The 15,174-nt window shown below is 63.2% G+C and carries 11 protein-coding genes; 5 read left to right on the top strand and 6 right to left on the bottom strand.

Features of this window, described 5'->3' with window-relative positions:
* The first annotated feature begins 123 nt into the window (after positions 1-123).
* Positions 124-2,085 (top strand): serine hydrolase domain-containing protein, encoded by a 1,962-nt coding sequence (locus tag DWF74_RS30740; protein ID WP_240321981.1) that lies wholly within the window; start codon positions 124-126, stop codon positions 2,083-2,085.
* 6 nt (positions 2,086-2,091) lie between these two features.
* Positions 2,092-2,892 (top strand): MipA/OmpV family protein, encoded by an 801-nt coding sequence (locus DWF74_RS29265; RefSeq protein WP_115582287.1) that lies wholly within the window; start codon positions 2,092-2,094, stop codon positions 2,890-2,892.
* A gap of 63 nt (positions 2,893-2,955) precedes the next feature.
* Here the strand turns inward: DWF74_RS29265 and DWF74_RS29260 are convergent, their stop codons facing one another.
* From DWF74_RS29260 to DWF74_RS29250, 3 genes are all read right to left on the bottom strand, one after another.
* Positions 2,956-4,245 carry an ATP-binding protein gene (locus DWF74_RS29260; protein ID WP_102864488.1) on the bottom strand — a complete coding sequence of 430 codons (1,290 nt, stop codon included), beginning with the start codon at positions 4,243-4,245 and terminating at the stop codon, positions 2,956-2,958.
* Positions 4,246-4,956, bottom strand: a complete 711-nt coding sequence (locus DWF74_RS29255) for a winged helix-turn-helix domain-containing protein (protein ID WP_102864487.1) — start codon at positions 4,954-4,956, stop codon at positions 4,246-4,248.
* Between the two features lie 185 nt (positions 4,957-5,141).
* Positions 5,142-5,747 carry a tRNA-(ms[2]io[6]A)-hydroxylase gene (locus tag DWF74_RS29250; RefSeq protein ID WP_092315271.1) on the bottom strand — a complete coding sequence of 202 codons (606 nt, stop codon included), beginning with the start codon at positions 5,745-5,747 and terminating at the stop codon, positions 5,142-5,144.
* A 292-nt stretch (positions 5,748-6,039) separates the two neighbouring features.
* Between DWF74_RS29250 and DWF74_RS29245 the strand changes: the two genes are divergently transcribed.
* Positions 6,040-6,903, top strand: a complete 864-nt coding sequence (locus DWF74_RS29245) for a universal stress protein (protein ID WP_102864486.1) — start codon at positions 6,040-6,042, stop codon at positions 6,901-6,903.
* 113 nt (positions 6,904-7,016) lie between these two features.
* Here the strand turns inward: DWF74_RS29245 and DWF74_RS29240 are convergent, their stop codons facing one another.
* A complete protein-coding gene (locus DWF74_RS29240) occupies positions 7,017-7,484 on the bottom strand; it encodes a DUF1289 domain-containing protein (RefSeq protein WP_102864485.1) in 468 nt (155 codons plus the stop codon).
* 409 nt (positions 7,485-7,893) lie between these two features.
* On the opposite strand from DWF74_RS29240, the gene acnB reads away from it, so the two are divergent.
* The gene (acnB, locus tag DWF74_RS29235) at positions 7,894-10,494 is read left to right on the top strand and encodes a bifunctional aconitate hydratase 2/2-methylisocitrate dehydratase (protein ID WP_102864484.1); all 2,601 of its coding nucleotides are present in this window, start codon (positions 7,894-7,896) and stop codon (positions 10,492-10,494) included.
* A 147-nt stretch (positions 10,495-10,641) separates the two neighbouring features.
* Here the strand turns inward: acnB and DWF74_RS29230 are convergent, their stop codons facing one another.
* Together DWF74_RS29230 and DWF74_RS29225 are read right to left on the bottom strand one after the other, a co-directional pair.
* The gene (locus DWF74_RS29230) at positions 10,642-12,321 is read right to left on the bottom strand and encodes a SulP family inorganic anion transporter (protein WP_115582286.1); all 1,680 of its coding nucleotides are present in this window, start codon (positions 12,319-12,321) and stop codon (positions 10,642-10,644) included.
* Positions 12,322-12,663: 342 nt separating this feature from the next.
* The gene (locus DWF74_RS29225; protein ID WP_102864482.1) at positions 12,664-13,944 is read right to left on the bottom strand and encodes a serine/threonine transporter; all 1,281 of its coding nucleotides are present in this window, start codon (positions 13,942-13,944) and stop codon (positions 12,664-12,666) included.
* A gap of 502 nt (positions 13,945-14,446) precedes the next feature.
* On the opposite strand from DWF74_RS29225, the gene DWF74_RS29220 reads away from it, so the two are divergent.
* Entirely contained in the window at positions 14,447-14,986 is a 540-nt protein-coding gene (locus DWF74_RS29220) for a cysteine hydrolase family protein (RefSeq protein ID WP_115582285.1), read from the top strand.
* Positions 14,987-15,174 lie beyond the last annotated feature (188 nt).

Genomic DNA, 15,174 nt, shown 5'->3' with positions numbered 1-15,174 from the left:
GCAAAGACTCGCCGCCGCAGTCTGGCGATTAACACTCTTTGACAGTTTCCAGACAAAGCTGCCAAAGACTCCTCAGGCGCCCTTCCCTAGCATCCGCTCATCGAATTTCCGGTCGGGTGCTGCATGTCCCCCAAACTTCTCGGCCTGCCACTGCTGGGCATCCTGCTGAGCAGCCTCGGCTGCAATGGCCAACCACCTGCGCCGCCGGTCATAGCGCCCGGCGACTACGCCAGCATCATCAGCTACTTGAAGCAATACATCCCCCGGGAGATGGCCGAGCACCAGGTCCCGGGGCTGTCCATCGCCCTGGTGGACGGCCAGGAGCTGATCTGGGCCCGGGGCTTCGGGTTTGCCGACCAGGCACGGGGCCTGCAGGTGACCGAGAACACCGCGTTTCGTGCCGGCGCCCTGTCGCAGTTGCTGACCGCTACGGCGGTCATGCAACTGGTGGAACAGGGACGCCTGCAGTTGGATGCGCCCCTGCAGGACAGCCTCAAGGAATTCTACGTCCGCTCGCGCTTTCACCAGGACCAGAACGCCGCCGACCAGGCCGTGACCGTGCGCCGTCTGCTCAGCCATCAGGCCGGGATGCCCGCCGAGTACCTGCGCGACTCACGTACGCCCCAGGCCCTCAACGAGCTGCCGAGAAAGGTCAGCGGGGTCTGGCTGAACAATGCCCCAGGCACCCGGACCGCCCCCTCCAACCTGGGCTACGCCCTGCTGGGCGCGGCGGTGGAACGCAGCAGCGGCCTGGATTTCGAGATGCAATTGCAAAAAAGCCTGCTGCGCCCGCTGGGCATGAGCCAGTCGAGTTTCATAGGCGGCAGCGGCGCACAACCCTACCGCACCCAAGGCTATACCGACGGCTCCCGCAGCAATGATGTCCTGGTGCGCGACCTGTCCGCCGCTGGCTTGTGGAGCAATCCACGGGACCTGAGCCACTTCGTGCGCATGCTCTTCGCCCAGGGCAGCTACAAGCACCAGGCGTTGCTCTCGCCGGCCTCGATCAAGGAGATGGTGCGTCCGCAGAACAGCGGCAACCCGCTGGATTTCGATTGTCAGGTGGGCCTGGGCTGGTTCCTCTCGCCCTGTGGCGATGAGTGGGTCAACCCGGGGGTTGGCACTTGGCAGCGCAGTGGCTCCGGCGATGATTTCCACGCCCGGATCAGCGTGCTCCCGGAGCAGCAACTGGCGGTGATCGTGATGAGCAATTCCGGCTCCGGCGCAGCCCTGGCCCAGCCGTTGGTGCCGCAGATTCTGCGCATGCTGCAGCAGGCCCATGGCGCCCCCGGAGGGATGCAAGCCGGCCCTGTTCAGCAGGGCTGCGTTCAGCACGATTCCGGCCAGGATGGCTTCGTCAAGAATGGCTCCGTACTGGATAGCTCCGTAGTGGATAGCCCTCTATTGAGTAGCTCCGTCCAGAGTCGCACTGACCAGAAGGGCTCAGACCAGAACGGTTCCGACCAGCCCCCCCCGCGGCGCCGGGTGCCGGAAGCTGCCGACCGCCAGCATCTGGCGGGGTTCTATGCCACGACCTGGGGCGTGCTGCGCATCAAGGACCAGAACCAGCGGCTGTTTGGCGAACTGGCCGGCACACGCTTCGAGCTGCTGCGCGACGAACACGGCTGGCTGCGGGCGCAGAAGAAAATCCTCGGCCTGTGGCAGCAGGACCTGGGCGACCTGGGGCGGGTGCAACTGGACGTCATGAACGTTCAGGGCAACCGGGTGTTTACCGCCAAGCGCCACGGCCAGCTACTGGCCATGGGGGAACGGATCGACCCGGTGCCCCTGCCCGACAACTGGCTGGCCATGGTCGGCACCTATCACGCCCTCAACGATGACGAAGCCAACGCCCCCGTGAACGGCGTCAGCATCGCCCTGGAAGACGGCTTCCTGATGATCCGCAGCCTGCAACAGGGTCGCACCCTCACCGATTACATCCTGGCTCCGGTGGACAACGCCCATGCGGTGATTGCCGGCCATGGCCCCGGGCTGGGCGACACCGTGCGCCGCCAGGTCAACGGGGTCAACGTCCTCGGCTACTCCTTCAAACGTATCTACACCCCCCACTACCTGAGGTTCTAAAACACTATGAAAAGCCTGAAACGCTGCACCACCGTCGCCCTTTGGGCGGGCACCCTCGGCCTGGCCACAGGGTCTGCAGCGCTGCATGCCGAGGACTGGAAATATGGCGTGCGCGGCGGTGTGGCCAGCGTGCCGCGCTACAGCGGCAGTGACGAGCGCACCGTGGCGCCGATTTTCGGCGGCGAAATCATCAGCCCCTATGGCCTCTTCCTCAACACCGACCAGGGACTGGGCTGGGGCCATGAATGGGGCGACCTGTCGTTCAGCACCTGGGTCGGCCCCAGCGAAGAACGGCGCGACAAGAACCACCTGGGCCAAGGCTCCAAGCGGCTCAAGGGCATGGGCCAGATCAAGTCACGTGCACAGTTCGGCGCACACCTGGGTTACGACCTGGGCCCGTTCGAACTGGGAGCCACGGTGACCCACGCAGTGAAGAAGAATGACAACAAGGACACCGGTTCAGCTTACAGCCAGCTGCAGCTGAGCATTGGCACCAACCTGTACGAGGGACGTTTGGGCAGCCTCGATGCCAGCCTCAACAGCCTGTTCGGCAATGCCGACTATATGCAGACCTGGTACGGCGTGAGCGGCACCCAGGCCGCCAACAGCCGCTTCAGCGCCTACCGCGCCAAGGGCGGGCTGGTGAGCAATGGCCTGGACCTGGAATGGAGCCTGCCCCTCAACGAGCAGACCAAACTTTCGACCCTGCTGTCCCTGCAGTACCTGGGCAAGGAAGCCGGCGACAGCCCGATCGTCGATCGGCGCATGCAGACGGTGCTGGGCACCCAGCTTGAGTACAGCTTTTAAGCGGTAGGCTTCGAGCGGCAAGCGGCAAGCAGCGAACTGGCGGCTTGAAGCTTGCCGCTGCCGCTAATCGACATGGGCCCAGGTCAGGCGAAACGAGGCCCCGCCCCACTCCGAATCCACCACCTCGACCTTGCCGCCATGCCACTGGGAAACCCGTCGCACCAGGGCCAGGCCCAGGCCGAAGCCACCGGTACGCCGGTCGCGGCTGGCGTCGAGCCGGGAAAAGGGTTCAAAGATTTTCTCCCGTCCGTCCACCGGCACGCCGGGCCCGTCATCATTGACCCGCACTTCGTAGCCCTGCTCCAGGCGGACCAGGGACACTTCCACCCGCCGGTCGGCGTAGCGAATGGCGTTGCGCAACAGATTGATCACCGCCCGGGCCATGAAGCGTGGCTCGATCCGCACGTACTCGACCTGGCAGGAGCGGATCAGCAACTGCACCCCCGCCGCTTCCGCCTCCAGGGCGACACTGCCGACCACGCTGTCGAGCCAGCTCTGGGCCTGGATATTCTCGCGACTGATGGTGGCCGCGCCGTGCTCCAGGCTGGCGTAGGACAACAGCTCGGAGACCATGTCCTCCAGTTCGCCAAGGTCGGCGTACATGTCGGCGATCAGTTCGCGGTTTTCCTCCGGGTCCGGTTGCTGCTGCAACTGGTCCAGCTCGAAAGACAGCCGCGCGATGGGCGTGCGCAACTCGTGGGACACCGCGTTGGTCAGCTCGCGCTGGTTGGCGATCAGGCCCTCGATGCGCGCCGCCATGCGGTTGAAGTGCTGGGCCAGGTCGCGAATGTTGGAACGCTGGGACAGTTGCAGGCGGGTGCTGAGGTCATTGCCGCCAAAACGCTCGGCGGCCAGGCGCAAGCGCTCCAGGTCGCGCCAGTGCGGGCGCACCCAGAAGTACAGGACGATGGCCAGCAGCGTGCCGAGCAAGGCATAGGCGGCGATGTTGTACAGCAGGGTCAGGGGTGGGTCTTCCGGGAGCTTGATGCTCAGTAACTGGGGACCGTCGTCGATGCTGGAAATGAATTCGTTGAAATCATCCCGGACCACCAGTTGCTTGGCACTCAGCAGCGCCCGCTCCTTCTGGTTGAGGTCCAGCTCGCCGGCCTGCACCAGCTTGAGCCCCAGCCCGTAATGGGGTTTGAGCAACTCCAGTTGATGCTGACGCCCGGCCTCGTCAAAGGGCCGCAGCTGCTCGCTGAGGCTATAGGCCGGCCCGCGCACCGCATCGCGGTTGTAGGCCTCGATCAGGTCCACCGCCAGGTAGTTGAGGAAGATGTGTTGCACCGCGGTCATGGCTCCGGCAAAGCCTAAGGCCAGGAACAGGTAGAGCCCCAGAAACAGCCGCAGCATTCAAATCTCCCAGGCGAATGGATTGAACAGGTAACCCTTGCCCCACACGGTCTTGATGCACACCGGCTCGCGCGGGTTGTCCTTGAGCTTGCCGCGTAATTTGCTGATGTAGACGTCGACGCTGCGGTTCAGACCGTCGAACTCGATGCCGCGCATGCGGTTCAGGATGTCATCCCGGGACAGGGTCTTGCCTGCCGCATTGGCCAGCAGCCAGAGCAGCTCGAACTCCATGGTGGTCAGTTCGATCGGCTCGCCGGACAGACGCACCTCGCGGCTGCTGCGGTCGATGCTCAGCACGCCGAACTCCAGGGCCCCGCGCAAGGCGCTCGACTCCGGCACCTGGCGCCGCTGCAGGGCCCGCAGCCGCGCCAGCAGCACCGCCGGCTTGATGGGTTTGATCACATAGTCGTCGGCGCCGGACTCCAGGCCGAGAATGTGGTCCAGGTCGTCTTCCTTGGCGGTGAGGATGACAATCGGGGTATCGGCCACGGCGCGGATTTCCCGGCACACGTGCAGGCCACTCTGGCCCGGCAACATCAGGTCGAGCACCACCAGCTTCGGTTTGAATTCGAGAAACGCCGCCAAGGCCACATCGCCCCGGTGCACCGTCAGCACTTCAAAGCCATGCTGGGACAGGAAGCTGGCAATCAGCCCGGCGAGCTTCTCGTCATCTTCCACCAGCAGGACTTTGCCAAGACCAAGGTTTTCCATACCTTCCCGTTCGCAAGCACACAATTTTGAGTGCGCGCATTATAGAAGGACCGAGGTTAAAAAAAGGCTAAGGTCGCGGCAAAACCAGCGACTTATCGCGGTTTTGCGCAAAGTTTCATTCTTTTAAGAGTTTTTAACAATTTGCCCCTGTTTTTACACAAGGGCAGCGACACAAGGGTTGTGCCTTACCAGGCCGGTACGCCGCTGTGGAAGCGGAACTCCGGGTCCGGGGACTCGATCAGCTCCTGCTCGGCGGCCCGCACCTTGTCGATCACCTGGGCGATATCCTTGGCGTCGCCATATTGGTAGGCCAGCTTCAGGTAGCCCTGATAGTGCCGGGCCTCGCTTTTGAGCAGGCCGAAATAGAACTTGCCCAACTCCTCGTCCAGGTGTGGCACCAGGGCTTCGAAGCGCTCGCAACTGCGGGCTTCGATAAAAGCGCCGACCACCAGGGTGTCCACCAGCTTCACCGGCTCATGGCTGCGCACCACCTTGCGCAGGCCCGAGGCGTAGCGCCCGGCATGCAGTTGGCGCAACTCGACCTTGCGTCGTTTCATCAGGCGCATGACCTGTTCGTGGTGCACCAGTTCTTCCCGGGCCAGACGCGACATCATGTTGATCAGGTCGACATGGGAATGGTACTTGGCGATCAGGCTCAGGGCGGTGCTGGCGGCCTTGAACTCACAGTTCTTGTGGTCGATCAGCAGGGTTTCCTGGTCGGCCAGGGCCGCCTGGACCCAGGCGTCGGGAGTCCGACAGCCGAGGAAGTCATGAATTTCCGGAAAGTTCATCGGCGCATTTCCGAGCAATCCGCCACAGCAAGGCGAGCAATGGCGGCACTATCAGTGATCGATAACATGAGGCTCACGAGACAAATAAGACTTCACAGCGAAAGGCTGGCGATTATACCGGCCACGTCGCAGACCACCAGCGGCCGCGCTTGATATGCATCAACATGCGGCGCGGGCGCCAGCAACTATAGTTGTGCACGCCAGGGTCTGTTGCCGTTTGGTGACGAGCCGCGTTGCTGGGCCAAACGGGAACAGACCCTAACCGTTCATCCCTTTCCTGGAGATCCCGATCATGCAAAGTATCCGCAGCATCCTGGTGGTCATCGATCCCACGCCTGGCGAAAGTCTGGCCCTCAAGCGCGCCAAGCTGATTGCCGGGGTCACCCAGGCCCACCTGCATCTGCTGGTCTGCGACAAGAAACACGAACACTCGGCGCTGCTCAGCGTGCTCAAGAGCAGCCTGACCGGCGAAGGCTACAGCGTCACCACCGAGCAGGCCTGGAACGAGAGCCTGCATGAAACCATCATCGACGTGCAGCAGGCCGAGGGTTGCGGCCTGGTGATCAAGCAGCATTCCCATGACAATCCGCTGAAGAAAGTCCTGCTGACCCCGGCGGACTGGAAGCTGCTGCGCTACTGCCCAACCCCGGTGCTGCTGGTCAAGACCGCCACCCCCTGGGCCGGTGGCGTGGTCATGGCGGCCATCGATGTCGGCAACATGGACGGCGAACACCGCACCCTGCATGCCAGCATCGTTGACTATGGTTTCGACATCGCCAGCCTGGCCAGGGCTCAACTGCACGTGATCAGCGCCCATCCATCACCGATGCTTTCGGCATCCGACCCGGTGTTCCAGCTCAAGGAAACCATCGAGAAGCGCTACCGCGAGGAATGCAGGGCGTTCCAGGCCGAGTTCGATATCGACGATGCGCACCTGCATATCGAGGAAGGTCCGGCGGACGTGCTGATTCCCCATATGGCCCACAAGCTGGGGGCCGTGCTGACCATCATCGGCACCGTGGCCCGTACCGGGTTGTCGGGGGCCTTGATCGGCAACACCGCCGAAGTGGTGCTCGACTCCCTGGACAGTGACGTGCTGGTGCTCAAACCGGCGGACATCATGGACCATCTGGAAGAACTCGCCGCCAAAGTCTGAGCCCCTTCCCCGCAACGCCAGCGCCTAACCTGCGTCGCCCATGACGACGCTGTCGCTGGCAAGCCCACGCCTGCAGCACCCTTTGCGCAGGAAGTGGCTGGCCGACGAACCTCTCAGCCCAGGGCGTCCTTGAGAAACCCTGGGGCGATGTAGCGCTGGTAGTGGGCTTCCGACAGCAGGAAGAATTCCCGATCGATGGCGTCACGCAACTCCGGCAGGCCCCAGTCGCGGAACTCCGGCAACAGCGCCATGCCGTAGGCGTCGAGCTGGTTGATCACCCGCGCGCCCCGGGCAATCAGCTGGTAGGCCCAGCAATACTCGGACTGGTGCGGCACGAAACGGATCTTGCGCTGCTCCAGTTGCCCGCGCAGACGCGCCGGGTCAAAGACTTCCAGCTTGGCCGTCATCACCTGCACCAGCAGTTGTTCAAGACGCAACCAGACCGCGCGTTTCTCCTCCTCGTTGTAACCGTTCCAGTTGATCACTTCGTGATGGAAACGCTTGCAGCCGCGGCACACCAGGTCGCCGTAGACGGTGGAGCAGAGGCCGACGCAAGGGGTCTTGATGGTCTGATTGGGCATAGAAAAACAACACACGCAAAGGCAAAACAGTCGGCAATGTTAGCCCTTTGTCTAAGATTGATCACCCCTCAAACTTCAATACAGCAACTTACGTTTAGATTTTTTTTGCCGTAGAATCAGCCAGCCTTTTTAGGCGCCAATGTCCGTTTGAAGCTGTTTTCAAAGCGTCACGAGCACAGTCGTTCCTTCAGAGCGGTGTTGGCGAGGGGTTTTTCCAGCGGGGAAAAATCCAGCGCCAACCCTCATCAGCTCCCCGTTCTGCAGGCGTAAAACTTTGAAAGCAGCTTCTGTAAGGAATTGTCGGTAATTCTGGCTAAGTGGCCCACAACGCCACGCAGCGCATGAGTACGGCAATTTCGGGATGAGCGTCCCGGACACCCATTTGGGACCACTGATGAGGGTAATAACTGTGCTTGAAGCCTACCGCAAACATATCGAAGAGCGCGCAGCACTGGGTATCGTTCCCCAGCCGCTTAACGCCGAACAAACTGCAGGCCTGGTCGAGCTGCTGAAGAATCCCCCGGCTGGCGAAGAAGCTTTCCTCGTTGACCTGATCACCAACCGCGTTCCACCAGGAGTCGACGAAGCCGCCTACGTCAAGGCCGGTTTCCTATCCGCGCTGGCCAAAGGCGAAGCCTCCTCCCCTCTGATCGACAAGAAGCGCGCCGTAGAACTGCTGGGCACCATGCAGGGCGGCTACAACATCGTGACCCTGGTCGACCTGCTGGACGACGCCGAGCTGGCGCCTGTGGCTGCCGCTCAACTCAAGCACACCCTGTTGATGTTCGACGCTTTCCACGACGTCGCGGAAAAAGCCAAGAACGGCAACGCTCATGCCCAGGCCGTACTGCAATCCTGGGCCGACGGCGAGTGGTTCAAGAACCGCCCGGTACTGGCCGACAAGATCAGCCTGCGGGTGTTCAAGGTCACCGGCGAAACCAACACCGACGACCTCTCCCCTGCACCTGACGCCTGGTCCCGTCCGGACATCCCGCTGCACGCCCTGGCCATGCTGAAAATGGCCCGTGACGGCATCGTGCCTGACGTGCAAGGTTCCATCGGCCCGATGAAACAGATCGAGCAGATGCGCAACGACGGCTTCCCGATCGCCTACGTCGGCGACGTGGTCGGCACCGGCTCGTCCCGTAAGTCGGCCACCAACTCGGTGCTGTGGTTCTTCGGCGACGACGTTCCTTATGTGCCGAACAAGCGTGCCGGCGGCTTCTGCTTCGGCAGCAAGATCGCTCCAATCTTCTACAACACCATGGAAGACGCCGGCGCCCTGCCGATCGAATTCGACGTGTCGAAGATGAACATGGGCGACGTGATCGACCTGTACCCGCACGCTGGCAAAGTCACCAAGCACAACAGCGACGAAGTCCTGGCCACCTTCGAAATGAAGACCCCGGTGCTGCTCGACGAAGTCCGTGCTGGCGGCCGTATCCCGCTGATCATCGGCCGTGGCCTGACCGAGAAGGCTCGCGCCGAGCTGGGTCTGCCGCCATCCGACCTGTTCAAGAAGCCTGAAGCCCCGGCTGAAAGCACCAAGGGTTTCACCCTGGCGCAGAAAATGGTCGGCAAGGCTTGCGGCGTGACTGGCGTTCGTCCAGGCACCTACTGCGAACCGAAGATGACCACCGTCGGCTCCCAGGACACCACCGGTCCAATGACCCGTGACGAACTGAAGGACCTGGCTTGCCTGGGCTTCTCCACCGACCTGGTGATGCAGTCGTTCTGCCACACCGCGGCCTATCCGAAGCCGATCGACGTCACCACTCACCACACCCTGCCCGACTTCATCATGACCCGTGGCGGCGTGTCCCTGCGTCCGGGCGACGGCATCATCCACAGCTGGCTGAACCGCATGCTGCTGCCGGACACCGTCGGCACCGGTGGTGACTCCCACACCCGTTTCCCGATCGGCATCTCGTTCCCGGCCGGTTCCGGCCTGGTGGCCTTCGCCGCCGCCACTGGCGTCATGCCACTGGACATGCCGGAATCGATCCTGGTTCGCTTCAAGGGCAAGCTGCAGCCTGGCGTCACCCTGCGTGACCTGGTCCACGCCATCCCTTACTACGCGATCCAGAAAGGCCTGCTGACCGTCGAGAAGAAAGGCAAGAAGAACGCCTTCTCCGGCCGCATCCTGGAAATCGAAGGTCTGGAAACCCTGACCGTCGAGCAAGCCTTCGAACTGTCCGACGCCTCGGCCGAACGTTCGGCTGCCGGTTGCACCATCAAGCTGTCCAAAGAGTCGATCGCCGAGTACCTGAAGTCCAACATCACCCTGCTGCGCTGGATGATCGGCGAAGGCTACGGCGATGCCCGTACCCTGGAGCGTCGCGCTCAAGCGATGGAAGCCTGGCTGGCCAACCCTGAGCTGCTGGAAGCCGACAAGGACGCCGAGTACGCCGAAGTCATCGAGATCGACCTGGCCGACGTCAAGGAGCCTGTGCTCTGCGCGCCGAACGACCCGGACGACGCTCGCCTGCTGTCCAGCGTCGCTGGCCAGAAGATCGACGAAGTGTTCATCGGTTCCTGCATGACCAACATCGGTCACTTCCGCGCCGCCGGTAAGCTGCTGGATCAGGTCAAGGGCCAGCTGCCAACCCGTCTGTGGCTGTCGCCGCCGACCAAGATGGACGCTCACCAACTGACCGAAGAAGGCTACTACGGCATCTACGGCAAGGCTGGCGCGCGCATGGAAATGCCGGGCTGCTCGCTGTGCATGGGTAACCAGGCCCGCGTTGAGCCGAACTCGACCGTGGTGTCGACTTCAACCCGTAACTTCCCGAACCGTCTGGGCGATGGCGCCAACGTCTACCTGGCTTCGGCCGAGCTGGCGTCGGTGGCTTCGATCCTGGGTCGCCTGCCGACCGTCGAGGAGTACATGGAATACGCCGGCAAGATCGACAGCATGGCAGCGGACGTGTACCGCTACCTGAGCTTCGACCAGATCGCCGAGTTCCGTGAAGCGGCGGCCAACGCCAAGATCCCGGTGGTGCAAGCCTAAGGCTCTAGCGTTGTAAAAAAGAACGCCGCGTATTCCACGATACGCGGCGTTTTTTTATGCCTGTAACTTTTGCTGACTGCCCTGCCCGCTCGTTCGCCCTGGGCTGCGCTGCAACAGGCCAGGCGCGATACACCCAAGCGCCAAGACTCAATGCCAGAGTCCCGCCTGAGCCTGACCGCTCCAGATCTGCAGGCTTTCCTGCAGCGTATCGTCGACGCTGGTGCCACTGAGCAACACCTGATGCTCGGCAGTCGACGGTAGGCCCGCCAGGGCTTCCTTGGCCCTGTGCTTGAGCCGGGCCAGGGCCAGGCGCTTGTGCTCCAGGCGGACCTGACGGAAGAAGTCGTCCAGGGCCTCGATGCTGGTGCCGTCCAGATTCGGCGACTCTTCCAGGCTGAGAATGACCGTGTGAATCGGCGTCTGTACGTGCCGGATCAGGTGCAAGGCACCGCCCAGGATGCGCTCGGCATTGGCGAAGAACAGCGCCTCCCCCGGACGCAGAATCAGCACCCCCGGCACCTGCCGCGCCTGAGGGTGGCGGCTGAGGTCGACAAAATCATGTCCGCTGCCCAATTGACCGAGGATCTGGATATCCGCCGCCGACAACTGGCGCAGCATCAACAGAATGCTCACCCCTACCGAAAGCAGCAAACCATCCAGCACCCCCAGCACCAGCACCGCGGTGACTGCACAGATCACCAGCAACCGATCTCGGCGCCAGATGAAATAGCGCCCCAGCGGTTGCAGGCTCAGGCCATGGCCCAGGGCGTAGATGACGATCGCCGCCAGCACCGGCTCCGGGGTCAGGGCGATATAGGGCAGCACCGTCAGAACGATGATCAGCATCACCGCAGCAGCGGTCAGCCCGGCCAGCCGCGAGCGGGCCCCGGCCGCTTCGTTGGCGGAAGTGGCCGAATAACCGGCGCCGACCGGCATGCCATGGAACAGACCGGAGAGCAGATTGCCAGCGCCCAGGGCCAGCAGGTCGCGGTTGGACGAGACCCGGTCGCCATGCTTGAGCGCCAGGGAGCTGATGGAGCCATAGGACTCGGCATACAGGATCATCACCAGGGCAAACGCCAGTTCCCCCAGGCGCAGCCAGTCGGCAAAGGGCAGGTCCGGCAGGCTCGGCACCTGTAACTTGAGTTCGATCACCCCGATCAGGGCCACCCCATGAGCCGGCAGATCGAGCCATTGCCCGGCGCCAATGCCGATCACCACCGCCACCAGCCCACCGGGCACGTAGGGAATCCGCGAACAGATCACCAGCACCAGCAGGGCCAATGCCGCCACCGCCGCGCCAGCCCAGTTCCACTGCGGCCACTGCTCCAGCAACTGGGGCAGAAAACGCACCAGATTGCCGGTGCTCAGGTGCACCCCCACGATGGTGGCGAACTGCTTGAGGATGATGGTCACGGCCAGGCCGAAGGCGAAGCCGCGCAGCACCGGCTTGGCAATGAACGCGGTCACGCCGCCGAGGCGAAACAGTCCCGCCAGAAGGAAGAAGCCTCCAGTCAGCAGCACCAGGGCGAACGCCAGGTTCAGGCGCAGCTGCACGTCGCCCTCTGCCAGGGACAAGGTGGCAGCAGCCAGCACCGCCGCCGATGAGGACGTGGCCGAGACAATGGCGAAGCGGCTGCTGCCCAGCAGGCCGTAGCACAGCAGCCCGGCGAACAGGGCGATGACCCCGGCCTGGGGCGGCAAGGCGGCAATACCGGAATAGGCCACAGCCTCCGGCAGCAACAGGCCGGCGATGGACAAGCCGGCCAGCAGGTCACGGCTGCGCTTGGGGGCAACAGTTGGCTGGGTGAGGGGTTCAGTGGCCAATCGGGTTCGTCCGTGACAAGGCAAGATTCGAATTCAGAGGGTGTCGCCCAACGGCATCAACGCGTTTGGGCCAGATTGCAGCCCGTGTGACGGGAGTGGCCATTGGCGGGTTTCGGGCAGCAATAAGAGCACCAGCTTAGCCCTTTATTCAAGGCCGCAAACGATCCTGATCAATGCCTTGAACGACAACGCCGCCGGTGCTGTGAGCACCGGCGGCGTTGGTTGTGTTGCCAGCAATCGCGTCAGGCTTGAGGGCCTGTCCGCCGGCAAGCCGGCTCCAGGCGGTGAGCATCGCGCAGGTGTGGAATGCCAGCGAAGGCACCCGCCAGCGCGTCGCGCAACTCACGAAGCCAGGGAGTACACCAGGGCGGTAATGGCCACCAGGCCCACCAGGGTCACGAAGACGTTGGAGGCCTGGCCGCGATAGCGGGCCATGGCCGGCACTTTGCGAATGGCGTACATCGGCATCAGGAACAGGATCGCCGCGATCACCGGGCCGCCCATGGTCTCGATCATCGTCAGGATGCTCGGGTTGAGGGTCGCCACGGCCCAGCAGATCACCAGCATGAAGGCAGCGGTGACCCGGTCCAGGGTTTTCGCCCCAGGACGCCGGCCACTCTTGCCGATCAGGCCCTTGAGGCCTTCGCTGGCACCGATGTAGTGACCCAGGAAGGACTTGGCGATGGCCACGAAGGCAATCAACGGCGCGGCGAAGGCGATGGTCGGGTTCTGGAAGTGGTTGGCCAGGTAGGACAGGATCGACAGGTTCTGCGCCTTGGCTTCGGCCAGTTGCGCCGGGTTCAGGGTCAGCACGCAGCTGAAGACGAAGAACAGCACCATGCCCACCATCAGCAGGTGGGCACGCGAGAGGATCTGCGAGCTGCGCTCTTGGGCATGCACGCCATAGCGGCGTTTCTGGTCCACGGCAAAGGCCGAGATGATCGGCGAGTGGTTGAACGAGAAGACCATCACCGGAATCGCCAGCCACAGGGTATGCAGGAAGGCCGAAGGCGCCGGGACATCGCTGACGGTGGCAAGGATGCCGCCATTCCAGTGCGGGATCAGGAACACCGCGAGGAACAGCAGGGCCACGATGAACGGATAGACCATCAGGCTCATGGCCTTGACGATCACCTGCTCGCCGCATCGCACCACCACCAGCAGGCCGAAGATCAGCACCAGGGCCAGGATCGCCCGCGGTGGCGGCGCGATGTGCAGCTGGTTGGTCATGAAGCTGTCGACGGTGTTGGTCAGGGCCACGCTGTAGATCAGCAGGATCGGAAAGATCGCCAAAAAGTACAGCAAGGTGATCAGGGCACCGGCGGTGAGGCCGAAATGTTCTTCCACCACGTCAGTGATGTCCGCACCGTCACGCCCGGAGAGCACGAAGCGGGTCAGGCCGCGGTGTGCATAGAAGGTCATGGGGAAGGCCAGCAGCGCCAGGATCAACAGCGGCCAGAAACCGCCGATACCGGCATTGATGGGCAGAAACAGGGTACCGGCACCGATGGCGGTGCCAAACAGGCCCAGCATCCAGGTGGTGTCTTGGCGGTTCCAGCTACTCAGGGTCGCTGGGGTCGCCGTTTCAAAGCGTTGATCAACGCTGTTGGCCTGATCATTCATCCGGTGGGATCTCCACATTCCGGTCGTTTGCCATTCGATCAGGGCGCGTCGGAGTACCCGACAGACAGAACCCCGACCGAAACAGAGGGGGCGCGATTGTCCGGGATTCCGCGAGCGCTGCATAGACTTAGCTGAGGAACGGTTTGTACGGTGCAGATGTATTTTTTTTGCCGTGGCGAAGCGTCTGGCCCGGCCCTCTCACGCCTCCCCCAGGCAGCGGCTTGCCGGCGCAAGCGTCCGCGAAGGCGATGCACATCCCAGGTACCTGTTCCTCGGCAAGCCGACGCGCGCTGGGCTGCGTTGACAAGATTCACGGCCAGGCGGCATGATCGGGCCCCATGAATATCTACGCGCTCAACCCTACCTCTAGCACCACGACTGCCTACGGCGGGTCGTGTGGTAGCTGTGCGGGATGATGCAAGCACAGTAAAACCAAGGCCCCGCCAGCAATGGACGGGGCCTTTTGTTTCTCCGTCCAGCTGGCACTACAAGGAGAGACACAATGCCTTTATCCAACGCCAAGCGTGCCCTGCTGGTCATCGACATGCAGGTTGGCCTGTTCAACGGACCGGACAAGCCCTACAAGCGCGAACAGACCCTGGAAAACATCAACCAGCTGATCCGCCGCGCCCGCCAGGCCGGGGCGCCGATCTTCGCCGTGCGCCATACCGGCCCCGCCGAATCGCCGATTGCCGCCGGCAGCCCTCTCTGGCAACTGCTGCCGACCCTGGAAGTGGATGAAGAACTGGACTGCGTACTGGACAAGGCCCGCCCCAGTTGCTTTGTCGGCACCGGGCTGGCCGAGCGCCTGCAGGAAGCCCAGGTCAATGAGCTGGTGATCGTCGGCATGAAGACCCAGTACTGCGTCGATGCCACCTGCCGCGCCGCCGGCGACCTGGGCTTTGCCGCCGTGCTGGTGGAGGACGCCCATACCTGCATGGACACGCCCGTGCTGGGGGCGAAGAAAATCATCGCCCACCATAACGCCACCCTCAACGGCCCCTTCGTGCGCCTGGCCACGACCGCCGATGTGACCTTCTGACCCCATCGTCCCCACACCGCCCCGGGCACGCCGAACATGGCGTGATTCCCCCGGGAACGGTGCCGGCGAGCATTGCCAAATTCCCTCGCAACCCGCACCCTTGAGCCCTCGCGCCGGTCTGCTGCGCGCCACTGGCGCAGGCTGACGGCGCGTCGCCCGAAGCCGTGCACCGCCTCCCCTGCGCCATT

Origin of the sequence: Pseudomonas protegens, assembly GCF_003363755.1 — a bacterium.
Lineage (GTDB): Bacteria > Pseudomonadota > Gammaproteobacteria > Pseudomonadales > Pseudomonadaceae > Aquipseudomonas > Aquipseudomonas danubii.
Note: the sequence above shows the minus strand (reverse complement) of the source record. Positions and strands in the feature narration are given on the sequence as shown.

What these genes read in the sequence shown, in the direction of transcription:
- DWF74_RS29240 (WP_102864485.1), bottom strand. Translation starts at nt 7,484, where the DNA reads ATGCCCAATCAGACCATCAAGACCCCTTGCGTCGGCCTCTGCTCCACC.
- DWF74_RS30740 (WP_240321981.1), top strand. Translation starts at nt 124, where the DNA reads ATGTCCCCCAAACTTCTCGGCCTGCCACTGCTGGGCATCCTGCTGAGC.
- DWF74_RS29265 (WP_115582287.1), top strand. Translation starts at nt 2,092, where the DNA reads ATGAAAAGCCTGAAACGCTGCACCACCGTCGCCCTTTGGGCGGGCACC.
- DWF74_RS29260 (WP_102864488.1), bottom strand. Translation starts at nt 4,245, where the DNA reads ATGCTGCGGCTGTTTCTGGGGCTCTACCTGTTCCTGGCCTTAGGCTTT.
- DWF74_RS29255 (WP_102864487.1), bottom strand. Translation starts at nt 4,956, where the DNA reads ATGGAAAACCTTGGTCTTGGCAAAGTCCTGCTGGTGGAAGATGACGAG.
- DWF74_RS29225 (WP_102864482.1), bottom strand. Translation starts at nt 13,944, where the DNA reads ATGAATGATCAGGCCAACAGCGTTGATCAACGCTTTGAAACGGCGACC.
- DWF74_RS29250 (WP_092315271.1), bottom strand. Translation starts at nt 5,747, where the DNA reads ATGAACTTTCCGGAAATTCATGACTTCCTCGGCTGTCGGACTCCCGAC.
- DWF74_RS29220 (WP_115582285.1), top strand. Translation starts at nt 14,447, where the DNA reads ATGCCTTTATCCAACGCCAAGCGTGCCCTGCTGGTCATCGACATGCAG.
- DWF74_RS29245 (WP_102864486.1), top strand. Translation starts at nt 6,040, where the DNA reads ATGCAAAGTATCCGCAGCATCCTGGTGGTCATCGATCCCACGCCTGGC.